The sequence below is a fragment of the Paraflavitalea sp. CAU 1676 genome (assembly GCF_029223285.1).
GTDB lineage: Bacteria > Bacteroidota > Bacteroidia > Chitinophagales > Chitinophagaceae > Paraflavitalea.
In genome coordinates, this window is record NZ_JARHUJ010000002.1 from 398552 (window position 1) to 417652 (window position 19101).

The following is a 19101-nucleotide window of genomic DNA, read 5'->3' on the forward strand; positions in this document are numbered from 1 at the left end:
TTTATGCTACCCATTCAGGAATTATATCCATTACTATCAACCCCCCGCCGCGTGGTGATCACAATGCACCAGAAACCAGATGCCGATGCAATGGGATCAGCGCTGGGGTTGTATCATTTTCTCTGTCAGTTTGGCCACCAGGTAACTGTTGTTTCTCCCACCAACTGGGCCCGCTGGCTCAACTGGATGCCGGGTTGCAATACCGTAGTCGATTTTGAAATGTACCGGGAGAAGGCAGAGCGAATTTTAGACGAAGCAGAATGGCTTTTCTGTCTGGATTTCAATGTGTTGATCCGTACTAAGAATATGGCGCCCAAGATCCGGTCGCTGTCCTGCACCCGCATCCTCATCGATCACCACCAGCAGCCCGAGGTGGCCAGCTTTGCCTACGGCATCAGCGACACCGCCAAGAGCTCAACCTGCGAAATGGTGTACGATTTCATTACCGGCTCGGGCCATGGCGACAAGATCAATATCGACATTGCCGAATGCCTGTACGCAGGGGTGATGGCCGATACCGGTTCGTTCAGGTTCCCTGCAGCCAGTGCAGCCGTGCACGCGATGGTATCCGACCTCAAGGCCCGCGGCCTCAACCATACCCAGGTGCATGAGAACATCTATGACAACTTCCTCGAAAACAGGTTGCGTTTCATAGGTCATGTACTCCTGCATCGCATGGAAGTGTATTATGAGTACAATACCGCCCTCATCGCCATCAGCAAAAAGGACCTGCTGCGTTACGAGATCAAGACCGGCGACTCCGACGGACTGGTCAACTATCCCCTCAGCATCCAGGGCATTAAGCTGGCTGCACTGGTGATAGACCGCGACGAAGAACGTAAATGGAGTTTCCGCAGCAAGGGCGATTTTGACGTCAATACCTTCGCGCGTAAATTTTTCGAGGGTGGCGGGCATTTCAATGCAGCCGGCGGACGCAGCAGTGCGCCCCTCGACCAAACCGTGCAGGATTTCCTCGAGGCCATGAAAGAGAGCGCCCCGGCCCTGCAAGATTAAGCGTAGTTACAAATAACCATAACCAGTCATTATTTTATTGCCGCTCAGGAAGTGGCAGGAGACCTATAAAAACAATTAATTCAAAATGAAAAGAACATCGATTCTTCTTGGTAGCCTGGCAATCATGCTGTTGATGGCAGCTTGTTCCGGCGGTGGATTCAAAAAAACAAAGAGCGGACTGCTGTACAAAATTGAATCCGACGGAAAAGGAAAAGCTGCCAATCGCGGCGACATCCTGAAACTGCACTTTGCACAACGCCTCAAAGGCAAGGGCAAGGATTCATTGTTGCGTGAATCATTTGGTAAAATGCCATCTTATGCTAAGGTTGACAGCGTAGGACCCGTATATGATCCTTCCGAGATCTTCCGTTTGCTCCGCAAGGGCGATAGCGCTACCGTAGTAGTGGCTGTTGATACCCTGCTGAAAAGGAACCCCGGTCAATTGCCTCCGTTCCTCGGCAAAAAGGACCAGATCGTTCTTACCATCAAAGTACTGGACGTATTTACTGCCGATAGCCTCGCACAGGCCGATAACATGAAGGAAATGGAGAAAGAGCAGGCCCGCGCACAGGTTGAGCAACAAAAGCTGGCCGCCGAAGGCGAAAAGCTGAAAGCGCCTGCTACCAAAGAGATCGAAGAATACCTGGCTAAGAACAAACTTTCTGCTGTAAAAACTGCAGGCGGAACATTTGTAGTGATCAAGGAACCCGGAACCGGTATGAAGGCCGATTCAGGCAAGAAAGTAGCCATTAAATACACCGGCAAACTGTTCCCTTCTGGCAAAGAATTCGAATCGAACATGGATGGCAGCCGTCCTCCTTACGATGTGGTCCTCGGCACTGGCTCTGTGATCGCTGGTTGGGATGAAGGTCTTACCTATTTCAAGAAAGGCGGAAAGGGTACCCTGTATATTCCTTTCTTCCAGGCTTATGGCGACCGTCCCGGTCCTGGCCAAAAGCCTCATGAGAGCCTGATCTTCGACGTAGAAGTGGTAGACGTTACTGATGCCAACGCGCCTCAGGCCACGCCTCCTCCTCCGCCACCGCAAGAGCCCGCTAAGAAGCCCTAAGTAATTTTATAAGGCAATAGAAAAGCGCCTGATCCATCTGTATGGGTCAGGCGCTTTTTATTTGGAAGGTGCTCCAAAGTGGCAGGGATGGCAGGTGCCGTCCATGGTGTAGGTCCACGCGATGGTCGTTCCGTTGCTGCCTGCCTGTTGGAGCCTCCTAATGATGGTTTGCCCGAGGTGACTACTTCTCGCGCAGCTCCAGCTGCAGGATGGGGAAGTCTTTGCCTTCGCTGTCCTTCTCCAGACGGTTGACCACGGAAAAGCCCAGCTTCTCATAAAATTGCAGCGCATCGGGATTGTGCTCGTTCACATCCACTTTGGTAACCTGGTGTTCGTCTATGGCAAACTCCATCAGTAAACGACCATAGCCCCGGCCAAAATACTTCGGGTCAATGAACAGCATTTCTACTTTGCCTTCGTGAATACCGAGCAGCCCGGCCACGGAATCGTATTCCTGCAGGTGCAGGTAATACAGATCGACCAGGTCGAAGTATAGTTCGAGGATGCGTTCCCGGAAATAAAGAATGTCTTCGTTGGTGAGGAAGTGATGGGTAGCCCGTACCGAGGCTTCCCAGATATCGATCAATATAGGATGGTCGGTTTTTGTGGCTTTTTTGATCTGGACGAGGTAGGGCATGTGCAAATATAGCCAGAAAATAACGTGGAGATGATCCCCGAATTCGTGTAACTCATTGAGTGTGGGTGGAATAGGAGTGGTTCACATGCTGGGGGTTGCACTGTGCAGTGGGTATCAGTGCAACCCTGAGGCTTATAGCAGGCAATAACAAGCGGACTATACGTGACCTAATAGGCAGAAAGCCTTGTTAAATATTTACATCTCTTACCTAACGCTTGTCGGGCTAATCTCATCAATTACAATTTGCAATTGACCGGCCAGGTAAACACAACGGCTTTCAAGTTCAATAAATTTCTTTGCGTGATACTCAGGAGTTTTGCTGCCTTCTTAATATTTGAAGGGTTCATTGATCCTTGTTGACCAACCGCATCCTGAACAGCTTTGAAAGTGGCAGTAACTGCAATGGTCATTTGATCTACCATTCTATAAAACACAACATCATCTGTATATATTTTCTTAAGGATTAAAGCGAGCTCCTTCTGATTTTGTTTAGCCTTTACCCGCTAATAGCCTAAACAAACTACCAATGTTACTTTTTTGCACCGGCCTTATTTGCCAATTTAATTGCATGTACGCGAATACCCGTTATAAAACCTGTTTTGCTTTAGTTTAACGAAATAGGTGGAAATATCCTGCTATACATCGAGAACGATTAAGCAAGAGCATTTTGCAGGCGACTTTAATGAAAGCTGGTTTAGAGCTCAGTAAGTTGCGTATATTTACGAGTAAGCGGCAGCATGAAACAAACACTTCAAACATATTTAACAGTACTGACCTTACTTTTTATAGGATGTAGCGGACATGACAAACAAAGGATTCGACTTTCAGGCTTTAATGATAAAAATGAAGTAATTTATGAGACGCAAGTTGCCAATTTCATATTTAGTAAAAGCTCTCTTATAGACTATTGCAACAAAAAAGATACTGCTGAACACAATAATTTTATTTACAGACAAGTTGTTGACTATCTAAATAAGTATCAAAGCAATTCAATTATAATTCCTGACACCTTAGGGACAGAATTAGTTCCTGATAGTACCATTAATTTCCGAAGTAAGGATAGTACAATAATTAGAATTAGAAATCAAAAAAGTGAATACGCTTATGTTACGGACGCATTAGATTGGACACTTCTTGACTTAATTCAAAATGGAGAAATAAAGGTTTATGACAAAAAAGAAAGCAAGTTCGTGGAGTATATTTTTCTTGACGAAATAAACACAAGTAGTTATGGTGCTGCCCACATACTTTTGCCTAATGGCTCCTTAATTTTTTCAAAAATGAGATGGATTGAATAGTGACCGATATAGCCGCTTACATGCCTTTTGTATTATAGGGAGCCCGACCGAATGCAAAGCCCCAAACCCTCGATACCTGAACCTATTTGAATTTGTGCACCTCTCTTTTCGAACCGACACAAGTTATTATGCAGCAATCAATTGAAGACCAATAGGAAATGCAAAATAGTTTCTTTGAAACTACAAACCCTTCAAATCCAAGGATCTGAAGGGTTCATTTTTTATAGTCGGCGGGAATTATTCAAACGTCTGCGCAAAACTAAGCCGGTTGCCTTCCGGGTCGATCACGGTAAAATCGCGCAAACCCCAGGGATGGCTTACGGGCGGAGCAGGTATGGACGCACCCTTGGCCATGAGTTCGCGGTGCAGGGCATCCGCATCGCGGATGTAGCAGCAGCAGCTGCCGATGCCGGTATGCACAGGCGTTCTTTGAATGAGTAAGAGACGTACACTGTCGCGGTCCATAACGCCCAGGTCATGCTGTGCGTAATTGATGCTAAAGCCCAGCACATCGCGGTAATAGGCGATGCCGGCGGGCACGTTGGTCAACGGCATTTCGGGCATGATCTTTCTAAGCTGGCCCACACCCGCTTCGCTATGCACCTGCTCATAGAACTCATGGTACGATTTGCCAAACCAAAGTATATGACCATCGGGGTCCTGCACGGAAAAGAACTCCACCTTGATCCAGTTCACCTTTTCCGGGGCAGTTGCCTTGCCGCCGCGGGTGGTAATGGCGGCATGCGTCGTCCATACATCGTTCACTTCGAAATAAACGAGGGAGGGAGGGGGAGTGGAGTCGTTGGCCACCTGTTCTAGCACGATCTGCGCCGGACCATTAACCAGGATGACCTCCTGGCCACCAGCAGCTGTTGCATCAGCCTGAAAGCCCAGCACCTCTTTATAAAATGCAATGCTGCTCTCTGTATCGCGCACCAGCAGTGTGCGGCTTACCGGAGCCGTTATTGCCGGCGGTGTACTATGTTTGGATGCTGCCATAACTCATCTGTTTAGGTAGTGGCCCCATACCGGCGAAACAGTGCATCGAGCCGGCCGATCCGCTCGGGGGTAAAATCGCTGTTGTGCTGCAGCCAGCCGAGCATGCCCTCATCGATGGGAGCACCTCGCTGCAGCATCGACTCCATCATCGCGTAATAATCCACCGGTCCTTCGGGCCAGCGGTATACTTCATCACTATTCGCAAGCGCCCAAATGGCACAGCCGATCGCATTGCCGCCATAGCTGTTGCGAACGGACAGCGAAGCCCCACGGTCCATCAGCAATTCAATAATGGCCGCATGGCCGCCTACCAGTCCCCAATGCAGCCCATACATACCATCTACCGCCATATTGGGATCGAGGCCACGGTCGAGCAGGAAGGCCACCACTTGCGGATGGCCATATTCACAGGCCCAGACAAAGCCATTTTCCAACTGATGGCGGGTAGCATCGGGCTTCAGCGTACCATCGGCATTGAAATACTCCTTTACCCGGTCCAGTTGTCCCGTACCGGCCGCCCCTTCCAGATCGGTAGGCGCTCCTTTGCGGAGCAGGTAATCGGCCGCTTCGGGGCGGCCGTTGTGCAGGCATCCGTTGATCAGCGAATCGCCATTACCGGCTATGCGTGGGTGCGAGAAGCTCGCACCGGCTGCTATCAGCAAATCGAGCATGGGTATCAGTATACCTGCCTTGGCAGGATGAATACTCGTAGCTACCAAACCAAAAGTGGTGCTGCCGCCATACATATCGGCCACGGCGTCTACTTCCGCACCTGCTGCCAATAAAAGTTGTAATACTTCAATGCCATTGGCCGGATACTTTTGCCGGTATCCCTCCACACCGTTGGTGCCACAATAATGCAATAAGGTGGAGTGATGAGAACGCACCGACCTATCACTGATCAACGTGGGATTTGCCTGCAACAAGGCCTTCAGTAAGGAAATGTTGCCCTCCACGATGGCGTCTACGGCCTGCTCAAATACCTGAACATCCGAACCCCTGGTCGTGACGGCTGTATTCCAGCTCACCAGTTCATCCCAGCTTTCAAACGAATACAACCAGGCCACCACCAACTGAATATCGGCGGGTGTTACCGACAAACGCAGAAATTCATTGTCCGTCAAACGCCACCATGCCGGGTGGCCTTCCTTAACCTGGCGCATAGCCTTTTTATCGCCGGCGCCATAGGCAGCCAGCAAGGCCACACCCTGTGCTTCGTACTCGCCGATACGGGCCGTAATAGGTAACGCTTCGAGCCTCATGGTTATTGATGCGTTTATGATTGGGCGCCTGCTGCACGCAACAGGTTGCCAATATGTACATGTCCTTTATGGTTGGCCCAGGCAAGTGGGGTAGACCAGGGTGCCCCGCTTTTGTTAGGGTCGGCGCCGCTATCGAGCAACAACTCTACCATTTCGGCCTGTCCCCAGCGCGCAGCCAAGCCCAGTGGGGTCGACTGGTATTCATCGTCTATGTCATCGAGCCTCGCGCCATGCTTCAGCAGCAGTTGTGCTTTTTCCAGCTCTCCCTTCTGCGCCATATCGTGCAATACCGTTACATGATGCCAGCTCATGGTGTTGGGGTCCATGCCCCTTTCCAGCAAAAAGGCTGCCTGCTCGTAACGCTCCAGGTAATAGAACTGCGCCCACTTCAGCACTTTGGGCACCACCGCGCCGTACTGCATCAGCAATTCAATCATCGGATAATTGCCATCTTTGGCCGGCATGGTCAAAATACCTTCACTCCAGAAAAAGGTAAGGTCCTGCGCCAGGGCGGGATTGCCTTTCAATAGGTCAGCCACTTCGTCGATCCTTCCTTCGTCCACGGCTTGTTCAAAAGCGTTGGCCTCTTCGCTGCGGTTATAGTGTATCTCACCATGATCACCGCGGTACTTTACATGCGCGTCATCGTGCAGGTATTCCTGTAAGAGCGCTGCAATATGATGGTGGTTCCTGTCGAGGGCGATGGTGAGCAGGGTATCGAGAAAAGGATAAATTCGGTAGGTGAGGTCAAGCGCTCCCTGGTTCAATAGATACTCCGTGAGGGGCAGGTGCCCTTCCCGTACGGCAAAATGAATGGGCGGGGTATAATTGTATTGGGCGTACAGCAGTCCGGGTTCTGTAGCCGCCAGAGCTTTTACCTTGTCGAGGTTACCGGCATGACTTGCCTCCAACACCTCCCATACCTTGGTGGTAGTAGACAGGCCGCCCGGAATGCTCATGGGCAATTCAACACTCAATTCGATGGGCTTGATCATATGTACCGGTTAATCGATGGGGCAAATGGCGGCAAGTTTCTCCAGGTCGGGCCAGCCATAGCCTCCGTGAAATTCGCCTTTCTTATCGTACAGGCGCTCACCGCGCAATGTTTCATAGAAACGGTTGGAGGGGTTCTGCGGAACGCCAAAAAGGACCATGGAGCCGATGCCCATGCCGAGGAATTTGCGGGCAACATGACCCATCAGCAGACGGCCAAGACCCAGGCGCTGGTATTCGAGCAACAGGTAGATCTGGCTTAGCTGACCGCTGAAATCGGGCAGGTCTTCATGCGCGTACTTCACACCGTGTGCAAAGCCGATGAGATTTCCTTCCCGGTTTTGGATTACAAAGCAAAACCAACTGCCATCCTTGTTGGCGAAAATTTCCCGCCACTGGCTTTCCCTCGTTTCATAAGTAGGTGGGTTGCGGACGGTCCAATAGGTATCGGCCCAGGTTTGAACATGCAGCGCCACCAGGGCCGGGATGTCTTTAGCTTCTGTTTCGCGGATCGTGAACGATTCAAGGGTATTGCCCCATTCGCGCAGCCTACGCAGACTGCTTGCTTTAGTAGGGCGCTTAAGGCCCATGATGAATCGGCCGATGCTCATTTGTATGCGGTTCATGACTATAACGTAACAGCTTTTAAATGCAATAGCGGTTACTTTAAAGTTAACCAATTGCCGGCACCGGTACGCTTTTCGAATGGGTAAAAGGCAATAAAACAGGGCTGCCCGGCCGGGCTGTTGAGCACTGTTGATTGGCTATACTTTCCCTTTACAGTCTGGCCAACCGATGGCAGCAGCCTGTATCCTGAAGTTGGTGCTTAGCGGCTGCTCAAAAAAACATTTTTGATGCCCGGACCGGTTTATTACGTGAACAGCCCGATTACCGGGAAATGCGGAACAGGCGCCAAAGATGGGCACCGGGTGTAGGTCTTTTTCAATTAGATTTACAATGCAACCGGCTAACGCCGTTCCCCTCACCTAATCAATCAACGATGGGTACCACACAGGCGAATCAAACCATGGTATTGCGCAATGCAGACAAAGAACAACTGGAACAGGCCGTGGCCGACAATCACCGTCAATTGTTTTCCTGCAACGCGAAAGCGGTCGGTGGTTTTGTTAATACCATCGATGGGCTTTCCTATTCCTGGACGACGGCCAACGGATCGGCGGTAGCATTCCCTGAACTCTCTACGGGCAATGTGGGCAGCCACCTTGATGCTATGATGGAAGATTACCGGGCGCACGATGCGACAAATATCGGCTACTGGTCGCTCCAGCCGCCGAAGCCTTCCAATATCGGCATCTATTTGTTGGCACGGGGCTTCCAGCCGGGCTGGCAGCCCTGCTGGATGGCGGTCGAGCGACCTGCCCTCCAAACTGGTTTTGCCATGCCGGCCGGACTGGAGATACGTGCCGATAATGACACCAACATTCATGACGTGGCCGGACTTCCTTACGGAGACAATCATGGCGCTTTTTCGGATGCCCTGTTCAAGGCTTATCCCGGCCGGGCGCAAAGATTTGTTGCCTGGCTCGATGGCGTGATCGTGGGACAAACCTGCCTTTTCTTCACCACGGGCGCACTGGGCATTGCGGGCATGTACAATGTGGGAGTATTGCCCATCTTCCAGCGCCGGGGTATCGGCAAAGCGATCGTAGCGGCTGCCTGTCAGTTTGCTTTTGCAAAGGGCTATCACTATGTAATGCTCAATGCCAACCATATCGGCCGGCGCACCTACGAGCAGGTAGGCTTCCGATTCATCAGTTTTGGATGCACGTGGTGGCTGCTCGACAGGAGCTATATTACAAGACCACCATCGCCCGCAATAGTACTGCTGGCTGAAGCCACGGGCAAGGGAAATATTGCTGCCATGGAGACGGCAGGCAAGGAACTTACAACACAGGATCTGGATGAGCCACTGGCCAATGGCATGACCTTGATCCAACTGGCTGCCCATTTCAAACAACCGGCTGCCGCCGAATGGTTATTGCAACAAGGCGCAGCCTGCACGCCGCTGAATGCCTGGGACCTTGGTTGGAAAGATCGCGCTGCCGCCTTATTGAATAACGACCCCGCTGTCGTTAATAGAACCTATTATGATTTTAAAGGCACCCTGTTGCATATAGCTGCAGAAAGGAACGATACGGAACTCGCCAAACTGGCGCTGCAGGCAGGCGTCGACCTGTCAATAAAAGACATACACCATGACTCTACCGGTATGGGCTGGGCCCAGTACTTTGGACGTTTCGCCATCATGGCACTGATCAAAGACAGGCAGCTTAAAGCGGGAGAAACCCAATGATAGCATCAAAAGCAAACGGATTGCGAACGCTCTTTCAAAAGAACAACCTGTTCCATTCCATCTTCTGGCTCATGTACATCATCTGCAGTCGTCACCACGCGTGAGTCCGGGAGGCTACGCCAAAAACTCAGGGGCCGCTCCCCGGGTTTATCCGGATTACGACCCCTGCATAGTGAAAGGTTATGTGGCTGGTTAATGATTAACTCATCACGCCGATCTTCTGTCCCTTCCATTCGGGAAACAGCACCGTATCGTTGTTGATGCGCAGGTGCTTGTCGGCCACTTCGCTAAATACGGCCCTGAAGTCGGTGGTAACGGCCAGGTCGCGACCGTCTTCGAGATTCTCTACGGCCAGTGGATTCACCAAACCATGCACTTTGCCCCCATTTACATCATTGCCCAGGATGAAATTGCAGGAGCCACGGCCATGGTCGGTGCCGCCGGTGCCGTTCTGTTTTACGGTGCGGCCAAACTCGGTCATGGTCATAACGGTAACCTCATCCTGGTAGGCTGCAAGATCGCTCCAGAACGCCTGGATGCAATTGCTGAGGTCCATCACGTTGCGGGAGAAGATACCCGTCATGGCGCCCTGGTTGAAATGGGTGTCCCATCCGCCGGATTCGGCAAAAGCTACTTCCATGCCCACTTCCATCTTGATGAGCTGGGCGATCTGCTTGAGCGAATTGCCCAGCGCACTGGCTGGATATACTATGCCGTTAGCCGGCTTGTAATTCTTGACATCTGTTTTCTGCAACAGCTTGATGGCGTCAAAACTCTCTTTGCCGGTTTTGTTGAGCAGGGCAGAGGAAGTTTGATCATACAGGTCTTCAAAACTTTTAGCAGCCAGGTTGGTACCTGCCGGGTTACCACGCATCTGGATGGCAAAATCCTGCAGGTTGCTGATGGCCACTGAAGGGTTATCGCCGTAAAAAGAACGTGGCATGGAAGAGGTAAGGCTCACGGCGCGGAAGGGCGTGGCATCGTGCCCCAGCAAGCCTACCGCGCGGTTGAGCCATCCGCTCGAAGTGCCCTTGTTGAAAGGGGTACCCGATTCCATGTAATCCTGTGCATCGAAATGCGAACGCGTATTGTTGGGCGAGCCGATGCCATGCACAATGGCCAGTCTTTTTTCGCGGAACAAAGGCTCAAATACCGACATGGATGGGTGCAGGCCAAAGCGCCCGTCGAGGTCGATCAATTGCCCGTTCATGCTGGCCTTGGCGGCTGTCATGAACAGGGTAGGGCGCGCAGCCTTCAGGTAGTCATCCGTAAAAGGCGTAACGGCCATGAGGCCATCCATCGCGCCCCGTTGAAATATGCAGACAAGTATCTTGTTCTTCTTATAAGGACCAATGATCTTCTGGCTTTCGGCTGCCCGGGCAATGAACGTAGGTACGCCACCTACGCCGATCCCAAACAAGGCCAGGCCACCTGATTTCAAAAATGCTCTTCTGTTAGACATAAGATGATGGTTTATTATTTGCGTTGAAATTCCGGTGAGCCAATAATGATACCTACTACCTGCGACAACATCGTATTGTTGCCTTTCGCCATGGGCAGGACAGCATAACTGCTCTTATTGGGGTTCTTCGGAATTTTGTCGGGATTCTTACGAACCTTGTTGCCGTTGCCTTTTTTGGCAAGTTCACCAATTTTGCCAGGTGCACCGGCCTCCGATGCCTCTTCCATCACGACTGCTTCTTCATTAGCCTGCATCATGTTGGCCTGTTGCGAGCTGGTCGTTCTGCCGGCGGCTTCGTCTACTTTTTTATCGAGGTCGGGCGCATTGAGCAATGGCGTCAGTAATTTGATCGAGGGCGCGAGGTTGCGCTCGGGCATGATCATTTTGCCATACGTGCTCAGGGCTGCTTCAGCACTTTCAGGTTCGTGGTGATCGTTCAAGGCATACAGGTCGACTGTAATGCCGGGTATGCGGTTAGAGGCAAGCGCCAGGCCGAAGTTCATGCGGTTCAGCAGAGAACCGGTATTGATCCAGTATTTACCATTGTCGGGGAAGCCCGTAGGCGCCTGGTAATAATAAAGGCGCTGTCCCATCTTGTTGATCCAGTTGTACAATTGGTATGGCTGCCTGATGGTGGCGTTGAGGTTGCGCACCGAACTGATGGCCAGTTCAAAGGGCGACTTCGTTTTCTCGCGCAACGCTTCTTTGCTCCAGAATTCGGGCGCCGTAACCATCGTGATCAACACTTCCCGGATATTGCCATCCTTGGCGAGGAAGGTCTTCGCCATTTTATCGATGAGACTTTTGGGTGGATTGTCGTTGACAAAACGTACCGCGATCTTTTTAGAGATAAACTTTGCAGTAGAAGGATGATGCGCCAGCATATCGAGCAATTCAACCCCTTCTTCATAACCACCGCCATTGAATTTTTTACCCAACACTACTTTGTTGCTGATGTCGTGCCGGTTGGCGGCAAAAAGGAAATCACCGTCGCGCACATATCCCTGGCGGGCCATTTTTTCTTCACCCAATCTTTCCAGTTGTTTGCGGGCAGCATTGGCGCCGTAGTCGTTGAAGGGATAAACCGTCCAGCCGGTCAGTACTTTCGCAGCCTGGGTAACATCCTGTTGCGAATATCCGCCATCAACACCCAGCGTATGCAGCTCCATGACCTCACGCGCATAATTCTCATTGAGGCCACGGGTCTTGCGCAGTTGTTGTTGCTTTTTAAAAGCCATTGCTTTGGCTGAAGTATCCGATTCCATTTCTTTAGCACGGGCTTCCATAGCCTGTTGCAGTTTTGCGGCACGCGGATTGGCCGCCGCCACCTCTTCACCCATACTGGTGAAGTTGTCGAGGTAATACAACATCGCCGGCGATTTGGCGGTAGCTACCAGCATCTTTTCAAAATCACCCAGCACATTGGGGCGTATCACATCCCGCTCATAGGGCAATACGTACGGACCGCAATCATTTTTCGTGAGCGAAACATTGAAATGGTTGAACCAGAAATCGGTGAGCACTTCCTGCAATTGGTTCTCAGAATAAGTGGCCCTCAGTATTTTCTGGTTGAAGAGTTGCGTATACAGGGTTTGCAGGGGTTTCATGTTCTTCTCCTTCATATACGCCTGCAATTTCTCGCGATAAGCCTTCTGGTCCGTATCGTTGACGGAGTCTTTGTTGATGTATCCATCACGCACCGCCATGCGCACGAGCTGGCCTCCCTTGGGATAGATGTCGGAGATCTCTTCGTTGGTAAGCTGGAGAGCGTCGAAAGGAACAAGCAGCTGGCGCAGCGTATCGCTGGTGAGGCCGGCTTCCAGTTGTAGTTTCAGCCATTTTTCGAGGCCCATATCTACCACGCGGTCCACATCGCCAGGCCTTGGCCCGAAGGTAAACCGGTTGAGCAGGTGTGCGGCAGCCTGTCTTTCGGTAAGGCCGGCTTTCTTATACGGTAAACTGAAGTGAACATTCTCCGCAGCAGGTCGCAGCGCAAAGGAACAGGCGATGGCGCCCATTACCAATACCAGGAAGCTGTTGCTGAAAATGCTGATCGCTTTTTTCATATGAGGATTTATTGCTGGTTGAACTCAATACTGTCGGTTGCTGATCGGGGTCATTGTATAGGCGACAAAAAAGAAGCCACAAATGAATAAAACACACTTCCGGTCTTACCCGGACTGTCTTTAACGCTTGCCACTCACTTCAGACCCTGCCCGCTGGGAGAAGTTTAACGTGATTTTAAATTTAATTATTGGGCTGGCCTTATTAACCGCCTGTTAACCAGGGGCCGCAAATGAGAATATCAAACCATGGTTGCCAAGTAATAATGAGGTATCTTTAGGGGGTCGCTGCAGCAATCTTCCAGATGCAGCGGTGAAGGGTCGACAATAGATTTCAAAAGTCTTATATTCAACCAGTAGTGCATGTTGATAGATGCTTATAAGAGGGTTCATGATTATCTGAGGATCTCACTTACCGACAGTTGCAACCTGCGGTGTTTCTATTGTATGCCCGATGAAAAGATATCCTGCATGCCGCACAAGCACCTGATGCAGCCCGATGAGATCGATCATATTGCGGCCTTGTTCGTGCAACTGGGCGTAAAGAAGATCAGGCTCACCGGTGGCGAACCGCTGGTGCGCAAAGAAGCCGGCACCATTATCCGCCACCTTGGTAAATATCCGGTGGAGCTTACCATGACCACCAACGGAGTGCGCCTGCACGAGTTTGCCGATGACCTCCGGGACGCCGGGTTACGCTCTATCAACATCAGCCTCGATACACTGCAGGAAGAAACGTTCAAATTCCTTACACGCCGCGACCATTTCCATCAGGTATACAAGAATATCCTGGAGGCCGCACAGCAGGGAATGCGCGTAAAGGTGAATGTAGTGGCCATGAAAGGCATCAACGATGGCGAGATCAACGATTTTGTGGCACTCACCAAAGACCTGCCGCTGCACATCCGCTTTATCGAATTCATGCCCTTTACCGGCAACCATTGGGATCATGCCAAAGTGATCGGTCTGGATGAGATACTCGAAATTGTCGGCAGGCAATACGCCTTTGAACCGATCAAGCATAAAAAGCACGATACAGCCAAGAACTTCCAGGTAGCTGGTCATACAGGCACCTTTGCGGTGATCAGCACCATGACCAAACCCTTCTGTGATGATTGCAACCGGATGAGGCTGACGGCAGATGGCAAAATGAAGAACTGTCTGTTCTCCAAAACCGAGACCGACCTGCTGGGCGCCCTGCGCAGAGGAGAAGACCTGGTACCCCTCATCAAAGAATGTATCGCCAACAAGGCTGCCGAAAGAGGCGGTCAGATGGGGGAAGACCTTGATCATCTCGATCCGGATCGTATACAGAATCGCTCCATGATCGCTATTGGAGGATAAGCCTGTATCCAAACCATAAATAACCTGTACTGCATGACCAAACCTACCATTACCATTGAGTACTGCCCCAAGTGCGGCTGGATGCTGAGAGCCGCTTACATGGCACAGGAACTGCTCACCACCTTCAGCGAAGAACTTAAAAGCGTAACCTTATTGCCTTCCGAAACAGGCGGCCGCTATACTGTATACATCAACGACGAGGTCGTGTTCGACCGCAAGGAAACCGGCCACTTTCCCGAGATCAAAGAATTGAAACAACTGGTACGTGATGTAGTGAACCCCGCCAAAAGCCTTGGCCATTCCGATAAGAAATGATGAACCCAAAGCAAGAAACACCCGGAATGCTGCCCGTGCAGGAAGCGCGGCAGCTGATATCGTCGCATACATCACTGCGAACAGCGGTCAATACACCGCTCGAGCAAACCCTGGGCCGCGTATTAGCCACCACCTTGTACGCCCCGGTTTCCATACCCATTTATGAGCAATCGGCCATGGATGGTTATGCACTGCAGTTTGATGGATGGCAACAACAGGAGCACCTGGAAATAGCAGGCGAAATGGCGGCAGGAGCCACCAGCAGACTGTCCATCGCCCCGCACCAGGCTGCGCGCATCTTTACTGGTGCACCGCTGCCCGATGGAGCCGATACCGTCGTGATGCAGGAGAAGGTAAGGGTGCATGGTGATCGCCTTCTCATCGAAGATGCCGAACTCGCCAAGGGATCGAATGTACGGGCGGTGGGCTCCGAGATCATCGAAGGGGCGCTGGCTTTGCCACAAGGCGCCTTGCTGACGCCGGCAGCCATTGGGTACCTCGCCGGCATGGGCATTCGCGAACTGCCGGTATATCCTGCACCACGCATTACCGTCATTGTAACGGGCGATGAATTGCAGGCGCCCGGCAAACCCCTTCAGTTTGGGCAGGTATACGAATCCAATTCCTATACCCTGCGCATGGCGCTGCTGCAAATGCAGATCCACCACATTAACTTCCTGTCGGTAGCCGATGATTTCGACCAGCTACTGCACATCATAGCGCAGGCGCTCGGTAATTCCGATATGGTATTGCTGACAGGCGGCGTAAGTGTAGGCAATTACGATTATGTGGCAAAAGCCCTCGAAACCTGTGGCGTAACGCCCGTGTTCCATAAACTAAAACAAAAGCCCGGTAAGCCGCTCTTCTTTGGCGTACGTGATCAGCAACAGGTGTTTGGCTTGCCCGGTAATCCCTCCTCGGTGCTCACCTGCTTTTATGAGTATGTATATCCCTGCATCCGCGAGCAGATGGGGTATGGGCAAACCAACCTCACCACGGTGAAGTTGCCCCTGCTGAACGATTACAGCAAGAAAGCGGGACTTACACACTACCTCAAAGGATACGTAAATGACGAGGGGGTTAAAGTGCTGCAGGCGCAGGAATCGTACCGCATGCATTCGTTTGCCGTTTGCAATGGATTGATCGTGTTGCCCGAATCGATAGAAACGGTGAGTGAAGGCGACCTGGTTGAAGTACATTTATTGCCGCAATAACTGAAGATCTATCTACACTTATGGGAGCAACGGAAATCCTCTTTTACTGCCTGTTATTACTGGTCGCTTTTTTATACGCTTCGGTAGGTCATGGTGGCGCCAGTGGCTACCTCGCCCTGATGGCCCTGTTTGGCGTAGCGCCGGCAGTGATGAAACCAACAGCGCTGGTATTGAACCTCTTTGTAGCCGGCGTATCCTTTTTCCAGTTTTACCGCGCAAAGCATTTTCGAAAAGAGATCTGCTGGCCGCTGGTACTGGCATCCATACCAATGGCATTTATTGGGGGCATGATCACCATCGACGCACACATCTATAAACGAATATTGGGCGCAGTATTGCTGATCTCTGTAATCCGGTTCCTGATGCCCGATTCGAAGTACGGTGGCAAATTAAAGGAAGCCGACCGTACCTGGCTCTTCATCATTGGCGGTGCTATCGGATTGCTCTCAGGCCTTATCGGTATTGGCGGAGGCATTATTCTATCGCCTGTTTTACTGCTACTGCGGTGGACCGACGTTAAGCAATCGGCGGCCATCAGCGCCATCTTTATATTCGTCAACTCCCTGTCTGGTCTCGCTGGTCAGCTCACTAAATCGGTGTCCTTCACTCCGTCCATGTATGCCTATATTGGCATCGCCTTTATTGGCGGCCTCGCAGGGGCCTGGCTGGGTGCTGCGCGATTCAAAAACAGTGTATTGAAATACATACTGGCAGCAGTATTGCTGCTGGCTGTATTCAAACTCCTGTTTACCCAGGCATAGTGGGGAGAAACAGGTCTCCGTCCGACCGCTATAAAGTAGTAGTTTTGTGGGGCAATGGAACAGCAAGCAAGCGTACATACCAATACCATCAACATCCGGCTGTTTGGCCAGTTTGCGGAAATGGCCGGCAGTCAGTCCATCGACGTAGACTGGGTGGCTGATACCGATTCCTTACGCCGCGTGCTGGAAGCCCGGTTCCCTACCTTGCAGCAACTGCCTTACCTGGTAGCGGTCGATAAGGATATTGCATCCGACAATATGGTCCTTCATCCTCATGCCGTCGTTGCCTTATTACCTCCCTATTCGGGTGGCTAACCCTTTCATCGCAATCATTATGGAAAAAAAGGTGAAGAATATATTTGTGCAGGGACCCATTGCGGCATCCTTTGTGGCCGACAGCATCCAAAAGCACAACACGAAAACAAATATTGGCGCGCACAGCATCTTCCTGGGGCAGGTGAGGAATGATGTGGTGGATGGCAAAACAGTTGTAGCCATCGACTATACCGCCTACGAAGAAATGGCGCTGGAGAAAATGCACGTGATCCGGGAAGAGATCTTTCAGAAATATCCGCTTACCTGCATGCATATACACCACAGCCTCGGCAGGATCGAAGCGGGAGCGCTTTGCCTCTTTGTATTTACCTCTTCTGGCCACCGCAAGGCGGCCATCGATGCCTGTGAAGAGGTCGTAGAACGCATCAAGAAAGAATTGCCCATCTGGGGAAAGGAATTGTTTGACAACGCCACCCACCAGTGGAAGGAAAATAGCTAAAGCATGGTCAACATCACACACAAGGTTAGCAGTTTGCGCATCGCAATAGCAGTAGCGCGCCTCAAAGTATCGAAGCCCGAAACGATCCACGCCATACAGAACAGGCTGGTGCCGAAAGGGGATGTATTTGAATTTGGCCGGGCAGCCGGACTGCTGGCCGTTAAGAAAACCAGCGATGTGATACCCGATTGTCACCCCCTGCCGGTCGAGTACACGGCTATTACCTATGCTATCGAGGACCTGACGGTAGTTATTTCGGTAGAAGTACACACCATCTATAAGACCGGGGTAGAAGTGGAAGCCATGCACGGAGCGTCCGTAACGGCGCTTACCATGTACGATATGCTCAAGCCCATCGACAAAGGCATCGAGATTACTTCTATAGCCCTGCAGGAGAAGAAAGGCGGCAAAACCGATTTCAAACAAAGCCTCACCGGCAGCCTCCGCTGCGCCGTGATCGTATGTTCCGATAGTGTGGCGGCGGGTTCCAAACAGGATGCTGCCGGTAAAGCGATCATCGATAAACTGCAGCAACACGGCCTCGCTACAGCCACCTACGAGATCATCCCCGATGAGTTTGCCCTGATACAGGAAAAAGCCGGCGCCCTCAGCAATGAAGGGTATAACCTCATATTGTTTACCGGTGGTACCGGGCTTTCACCGCGCGACGTAACACCCGAAGCCATCACACCACTCATCGATCGCAATATACCCGGCATCATGGAAGCCGCCCGTAGCTATGGCCAGGAGCGCACACCCTACGCCATGCTCAGCAGGGGCGTAGCAGGTTTTATCGGCAATTCGCTGGTAATTACCTTGCCGGGCTCTACCCGTGGCGCCATCGAAACGATGGACGCCCTGTTTCCCTATATCATTCACATATTCCGTGTAGCAGAAGGAATGCGGCACGATTAACCGGGCGGATTTTAATAGCTTTATACACGAACCAAATACAAAACGACCGATCATGGTGGGTGTAGTATTATCTGGCGGACAAAGCTCCCGTATGGGAACCGATAAAGGCCTCATCAGGCTCGAGGCGCGCAACTGGGCGCAAACGGCCTGCGAAAAGCTGACAGCCCTTTCCCTGCCTGTGGTAGTATCGGTGAATGCTGCCCAGTACGAAACCTATGCATCCATATTTGTTGAAGAACAGTTGGTGAAAGATGATGAACAGCTTGCGCTGAAAGGGCCTTTACTGGGTGTGCTGAGTGCGCATGAGCTGTATCCGCAGGATGACCTGTTCGTACTCGCCTGCGATATGCCACTGATGGAGCAGCCCGTGCTGGAACAATTACTGGTAGCCTGGCAGGCCTTATGTGAAGAAGGTTCAGATGCGCCCTCGAAAGATGCCTGCCTGTACACCAACCACGACCAGGCCGAGCCGCTTTGCGCTATCTACAGCGCCCGGGCATTGGCAATTATCTTACAGCTTTGTCAGGCCCGGCAATTAGAAAAGTTCAGTATGAAATATATGCTGCAACAACTCGATGGGCATTACCTGCCAATACCACCCGCGCAGGAACGGTCGTTCCGCAATTTCAACGCGCATGCTGAGTTGAATGGGCTGTAACCGGCGCA

General features: G+C 51.4%; 19 protein-coding genes. 12 read left to right on the forward strand and 7 right to left on the reverse strand.

Annotated features, from left to right (window positions below; genetic code table 11):
- The first annotated feature begins 3 nt into the window (after positions 1–3).
- The gene (locus P2H89_RS06350; RefSeq protein ID WP_275825739.1) at positions 4–1014 is read left to right on the forward strand and encodes a DHH family phosphoesterase; all 1011 of its coding nucleotides are present in this window, start codon (positions 4–6) and stop codon (positions 1012–1014) included.
- Positions 1015–1099: 85 nt separating this feature from the next.
- Entirely contained in the window at positions 1100–2083 is a 984-nt protein-coding gene (locus tag P2H89_RS06355) for an FKBP-type peptidyl-prolyl cis-trans isomerase (protein ID WP_275825740.1), read from the forward strand.
- A 181-nt stretch (positions 2084–2264) separates the two neighbouring features.
- Here P2H89_RS06355 and P2H89_RS06360 read toward each other — a convergent pair whose 3' ends face one another.
- On the reverse strand, positions 2265–2720 hold the full coding sequence (locus P2H89_RS06360; RefSeq protein ID WP_275825741.1) for a GNAT family N-acetyltransferase: 456 nt from the start codon (positions 2718–2720) through the stop codon (positions 2265–2267).
- 737 nt (positions 2721–3457) lie between these two features.
- Between P2H89_RS06360 and P2H89_RS06365 the strand changes: the two genes are divergently transcribed.
- Positions 3458–4018 (forward strand): hypothetical protein, encoded by a 561-nt coding sequence (locus P2H89_RS06365; protein WP_275825742.1) that lies wholly within the window; start codon positions 3458–3460, stop codon positions 4016–4018.
- A gap of 237 nt (positions 4019–4255) precedes the next feature.
- On the opposite strand, the gene P2H89_RS06370 is transcribed toward P2H89_RS06365, so the two are convergent.
- The 4 genes from P2H89_RS06370 to P2H89_RS06385 are packed head-to-tail and all read right to left on the reverse strand — an operon-like array spanning position 4256 to position 7898.
- Positions 4256–5017: a VOC family protein gene (locus P2H89_RS06370; protein ID WP_275825743.1), complete on the reverse strand. Its 762-nt coding sequence runs from the start codon at positions 5015–5017 to the stop codon at positions 4256–4258.
- 11 nt (positions 5018–5028) lie between these two features.
- A complete protein-coding gene (locus tag P2H89_RS06375) occupies positions 5029–6279 on the reverse strand; it encodes an ankyrin repeat domain-containing protein (protein ID WP_275825744.1) in 1251 nt (416 codons plus the stop codon).
- Between the two features lie 14 nt (positions 6280–6293).
- Positions 6294–7274, reverse strand: coding sequence for an ankyrin repeat domain-containing protein (locus P2H89_RS06380; RefSeq protein ID WP_275825745.1), 981 nt, complete (start codon positions 7272–7274; stop codon positions 6294–6296).
- A 9-nt stretch (positions 7275–7283) separates the two neighbouring features.
- On the reverse strand, positions 7284–7898 hold the full coding sequence (locus P2H89_RS06385) for a GNAT family N-acetyltransferase (RefSeq protein WP_275825746.1): 615 nt from the start codon (positions 7896–7898) through the stop codon (positions 7284–7286).
- Between the two features lie 374 nt (positions 7899–8272).
- On the opposite strand from P2H89_RS06385, the gene P2H89_RS06390 reads away from it, so the two are divergent.
- Positions 8273–9586: a GNAT family N-acetyltransferase gene (locus P2H89_RS06390; protein WP_275825747.1), complete on the forward strand. Its 1314-nt coding sequence runs from the start codon at positions 8273–8275 to the stop codon at positions 9584–9586.
- A gap of 199 nt (positions 9587–9785) precedes the next feature.
- Here the strand turns inward: P2H89_RS06390 and P2H89_RS06395 are convergent, their stop codons facing one another.
- Together P2H89_RS06395 and P2H89_RS06400 are read right to left on the reverse strand one after the other, a co-directional pair.
- Complete coding sequence (locus P2H89_RS06395) at positions 9786–11048, reverse strand: DUF1501 domain-containing protein (protein ID WP_275825748.1); 1263 nt, start codon at positions 11046–11048, stop codon at positions 9786–9788.
- Positions 11049–11062: 14 nt separating this feature from the next.
- Positions 11063–13114, reverse strand: coding sequence for a DUF1800 domain-containing protein (locus P2H89_RS06400; protein ID WP_275825749.1), 2052 nt, complete (start codon positions 13112–13114; stop codon positions 11063–11065).
- Positions 13115–13474: 360 nt separating this feature from the next.
- On the opposite strand from P2H89_RS06400, the gene moaA reads away from it, so the two are divergent.
- From moaA to P2H89_RS06440, 8 genes are read left to right on the forward strand one after another with little or no spacing between them, the layout of a single operon-like run.
- Positions 13475–14455: a GTP 3',8-cyclase MoaA gene (moaA, locus tag P2H89_RS06405; protein WP_275825750.1), complete on the forward strand. Its 981-nt coding sequence runs from the start codon at positions 13475–13477 to the stop codon at positions 14453–14455.
- A gap of 33 nt (positions 14456–14488) precedes the next feature.
- Positions 14489–14770 carry an Rdx family protein gene (locus tag P2H89_RS06410; RefSeq protein ID WP_275825751.1) on the forward strand — a complete coding sequence of 94 codons (282 nt, stop codon included), beginning with the start codon at positions 14489–14491 and terminating at the stop codon, positions 14768–14770.
- Positions 14767–15984 (forward strand): gephyrin-like molybdotransferase Glp, encoded by a 1218-nt coding sequence (glp, locus tag P2H89_RS06415; RefSeq protein ID WP_275825752.1) that lies wholly within the window; start codon positions 14767–14769, stop codon positions 15982–15984. Before P2H89_RS06410 ends, glp begins: the two co-directional genes overlap by 4 nt.
- 20 nt (positions 15985–16004) lie before the next feature.
- On the forward strand, positions 16005–16745 hold the full coding sequence (locus P2H89_RS06420) for a sulfite exporter TauE/SafE family protein (protein WP_275825753.1): 741 nt from the start codon (positions 16005–16007) through the stop codon (positions 16743–16745).
- 54 nt (positions 16746–16799) lie between these two features.
- Positions 16800–17060, forward strand: coding sequence for a MoaD/ThiS family protein (locus tag P2H89_RS06425; RefSeq protein ID WP_275825754.1), 261 nt, complete (start codon positions 16800–16802; stop codon positions 17058–17060).
- 19 nt (positions 17061–17079) lie between these two features.
- Entirely contained in the window at positions 17080–17520 is a 441-nt protein-coding gene (locus P2H89_RS06430) for a molybdenum cofactor biosynthesis protein MoaE (RefSeq protein WP_275825755.1), read from the forward strand.
- A 3-nt stretch (positions 17521–17523) separates the two neighbouring features.
- Positions 17524–18435 carry a bifunctional molybdenum cofactor biosynthesis protein MoaC/MoaB gene (gene moaCB, locus P2H89_RS06435; protein WP_275825756.1) on the forward strand — a complete coding sequence of 304 codons (912 nt, stop codon included), beginning with the start codon at positions 17524–17526 and terminating at the stop codon, positions 18433–18435.
- Positions 18436–18487: 52 nt separating this feature from the next.
- Positions 18488–19093 carry a molybdenum cofactor guanylyltransferase gene (locus P2H89_RS06440; RefSeq protein WP_275825757.1) on the forward strand — a complete coding sequence of 202 codons (606 nt, stop codon included), beginning with the start codon at positions 18488–18490 and terminating at the stop codon, positions 19091–19093.
- Positions 19094–19101 lie beyond the last annotated feature (8 nt).

Coding starts and splice junctions, on each gene's coding strand:
- P2H89_RS06350 (WP_275825739.1), top strand. CDS start 4: ATGCTACCCATTCAGGAATTATATCCATTACTATCAACCCCCCGCCGC.
- P2H89_RS06355 (WP_275825740.1), top strand. CDS start 1,100: ATGAAAAGAACATCGATTCTTCTTGGTAGCCTGGCAATCATGCTGTTG.
- P2H89_RS06360 (WP_275825741.1), bottom strand. CDS start 2,720: ATGCCCTACCTCGTCCAGATCAAAAAAGCCACAAAAACCGACCATCCT.
- P2H89_RS06365 (WP_275825742.1), top strand. CDS start 3,458: ATGAAACAAACACTTCAAACATATTTAACAGTACTGACCTTACTTTTT.
- P2H89_RS06370 (WP_275825743.1), bottom strand. CDS start 5,017: ATGGCAGCATCCAAACATAGTACACCGCCGGCAATAACGGCTCCGGTA.
- P2H89_RS06375 (WP_275825744.1), bottom strand. CDS start 6,279: ATGAGGCTCGAAGCGTTACCTATTACGGCCCGTATCGGCGAGTACGAA.
- P2H89_RS06380 (WP_275825745.1), bottom strand. CDS start 7,274: ATGATCAAGCCCATCGAATTGAGTGTTGAATTGCCCATGAGCATTCCG.
- P2H89_RS06385 (WP_275825746.1), bottom strand. CDS start 7,898: ATGAACCGCATACAAATGAGCATCGGCCGATTCATCATGGGCCTTAAG.
- P2H89_RS06390 (WP_275825747.1), top strand. CDS start 8,273: ATGGGTACCACACAGGCGAATCAAACCATGGTATTGCGCAATGCAGAC.
- P2H89_RS06395 (WP_275825748.1), bottom strand. CDS start 11,048: ATGTCTAACAGAAGAGCATTTTTGAAATCAGGTGGCCTGGCCTTGTTT.
- P2H89_RS06400 (WP_275825749.1), bottom strand. CDS start 13,114: ATGAAAAAAGCGATCAGCATTTTCAGCAACAGCTTCCTGGTATTGGTA.
- moaA (WP_275825750.1), top strand. CDS start 13,475: ATGTTGATAGATGCTTATAAGAGGGTTCATGATTATCTGAGGATCTCA.
- P2H89_RS06410 (WP_275825751.1), top strand. CDS start 14,489: ATGACCAAACCTACCATTACCATTGAGTACTGCCCCAAGTGCGGCTGG.
- glp (WP_275825752.1), top strand. CDS start 14,767: ATGATGAACCCAAAGCAAGAAACACCCGGAATGCTGCCCGTGCAGGAA.
- P2H89_RS06420 (WP_275825753.1), top strand. CDS start 16,005: ATGGGAGCAACGGAAATCCTCTTTTACTGCCTGTTATTACTGGTCGCT.
- P2H89_RS06425 (WP_275825754.1), top strand. CDS start 16,800: ATGGAACAGCAAGCAAGCGTACATACCAATACCATCAACATCCGGCTG.
- P2H89_RS06430 (WP_275825755.1), top strand. CDS start 17,080: ATGGAAAAAAAGGTGAAGAATATATTTGTGCAGGGACCCATTGCGGCA.
- moaCB (WP_275825756.1), top strand. CDS start 17,524: ATGGTCAACATCACACACAAGGTTAGCAGTTTGCGCATCGCAATAGCA.
- P2H89_RS06440 (WP_275825757.1), top strand. CDS start 18,488: ATGGTGGGTGTAGTATTATCTGGCGGACAAAGCTCCCGTATGGGAACC.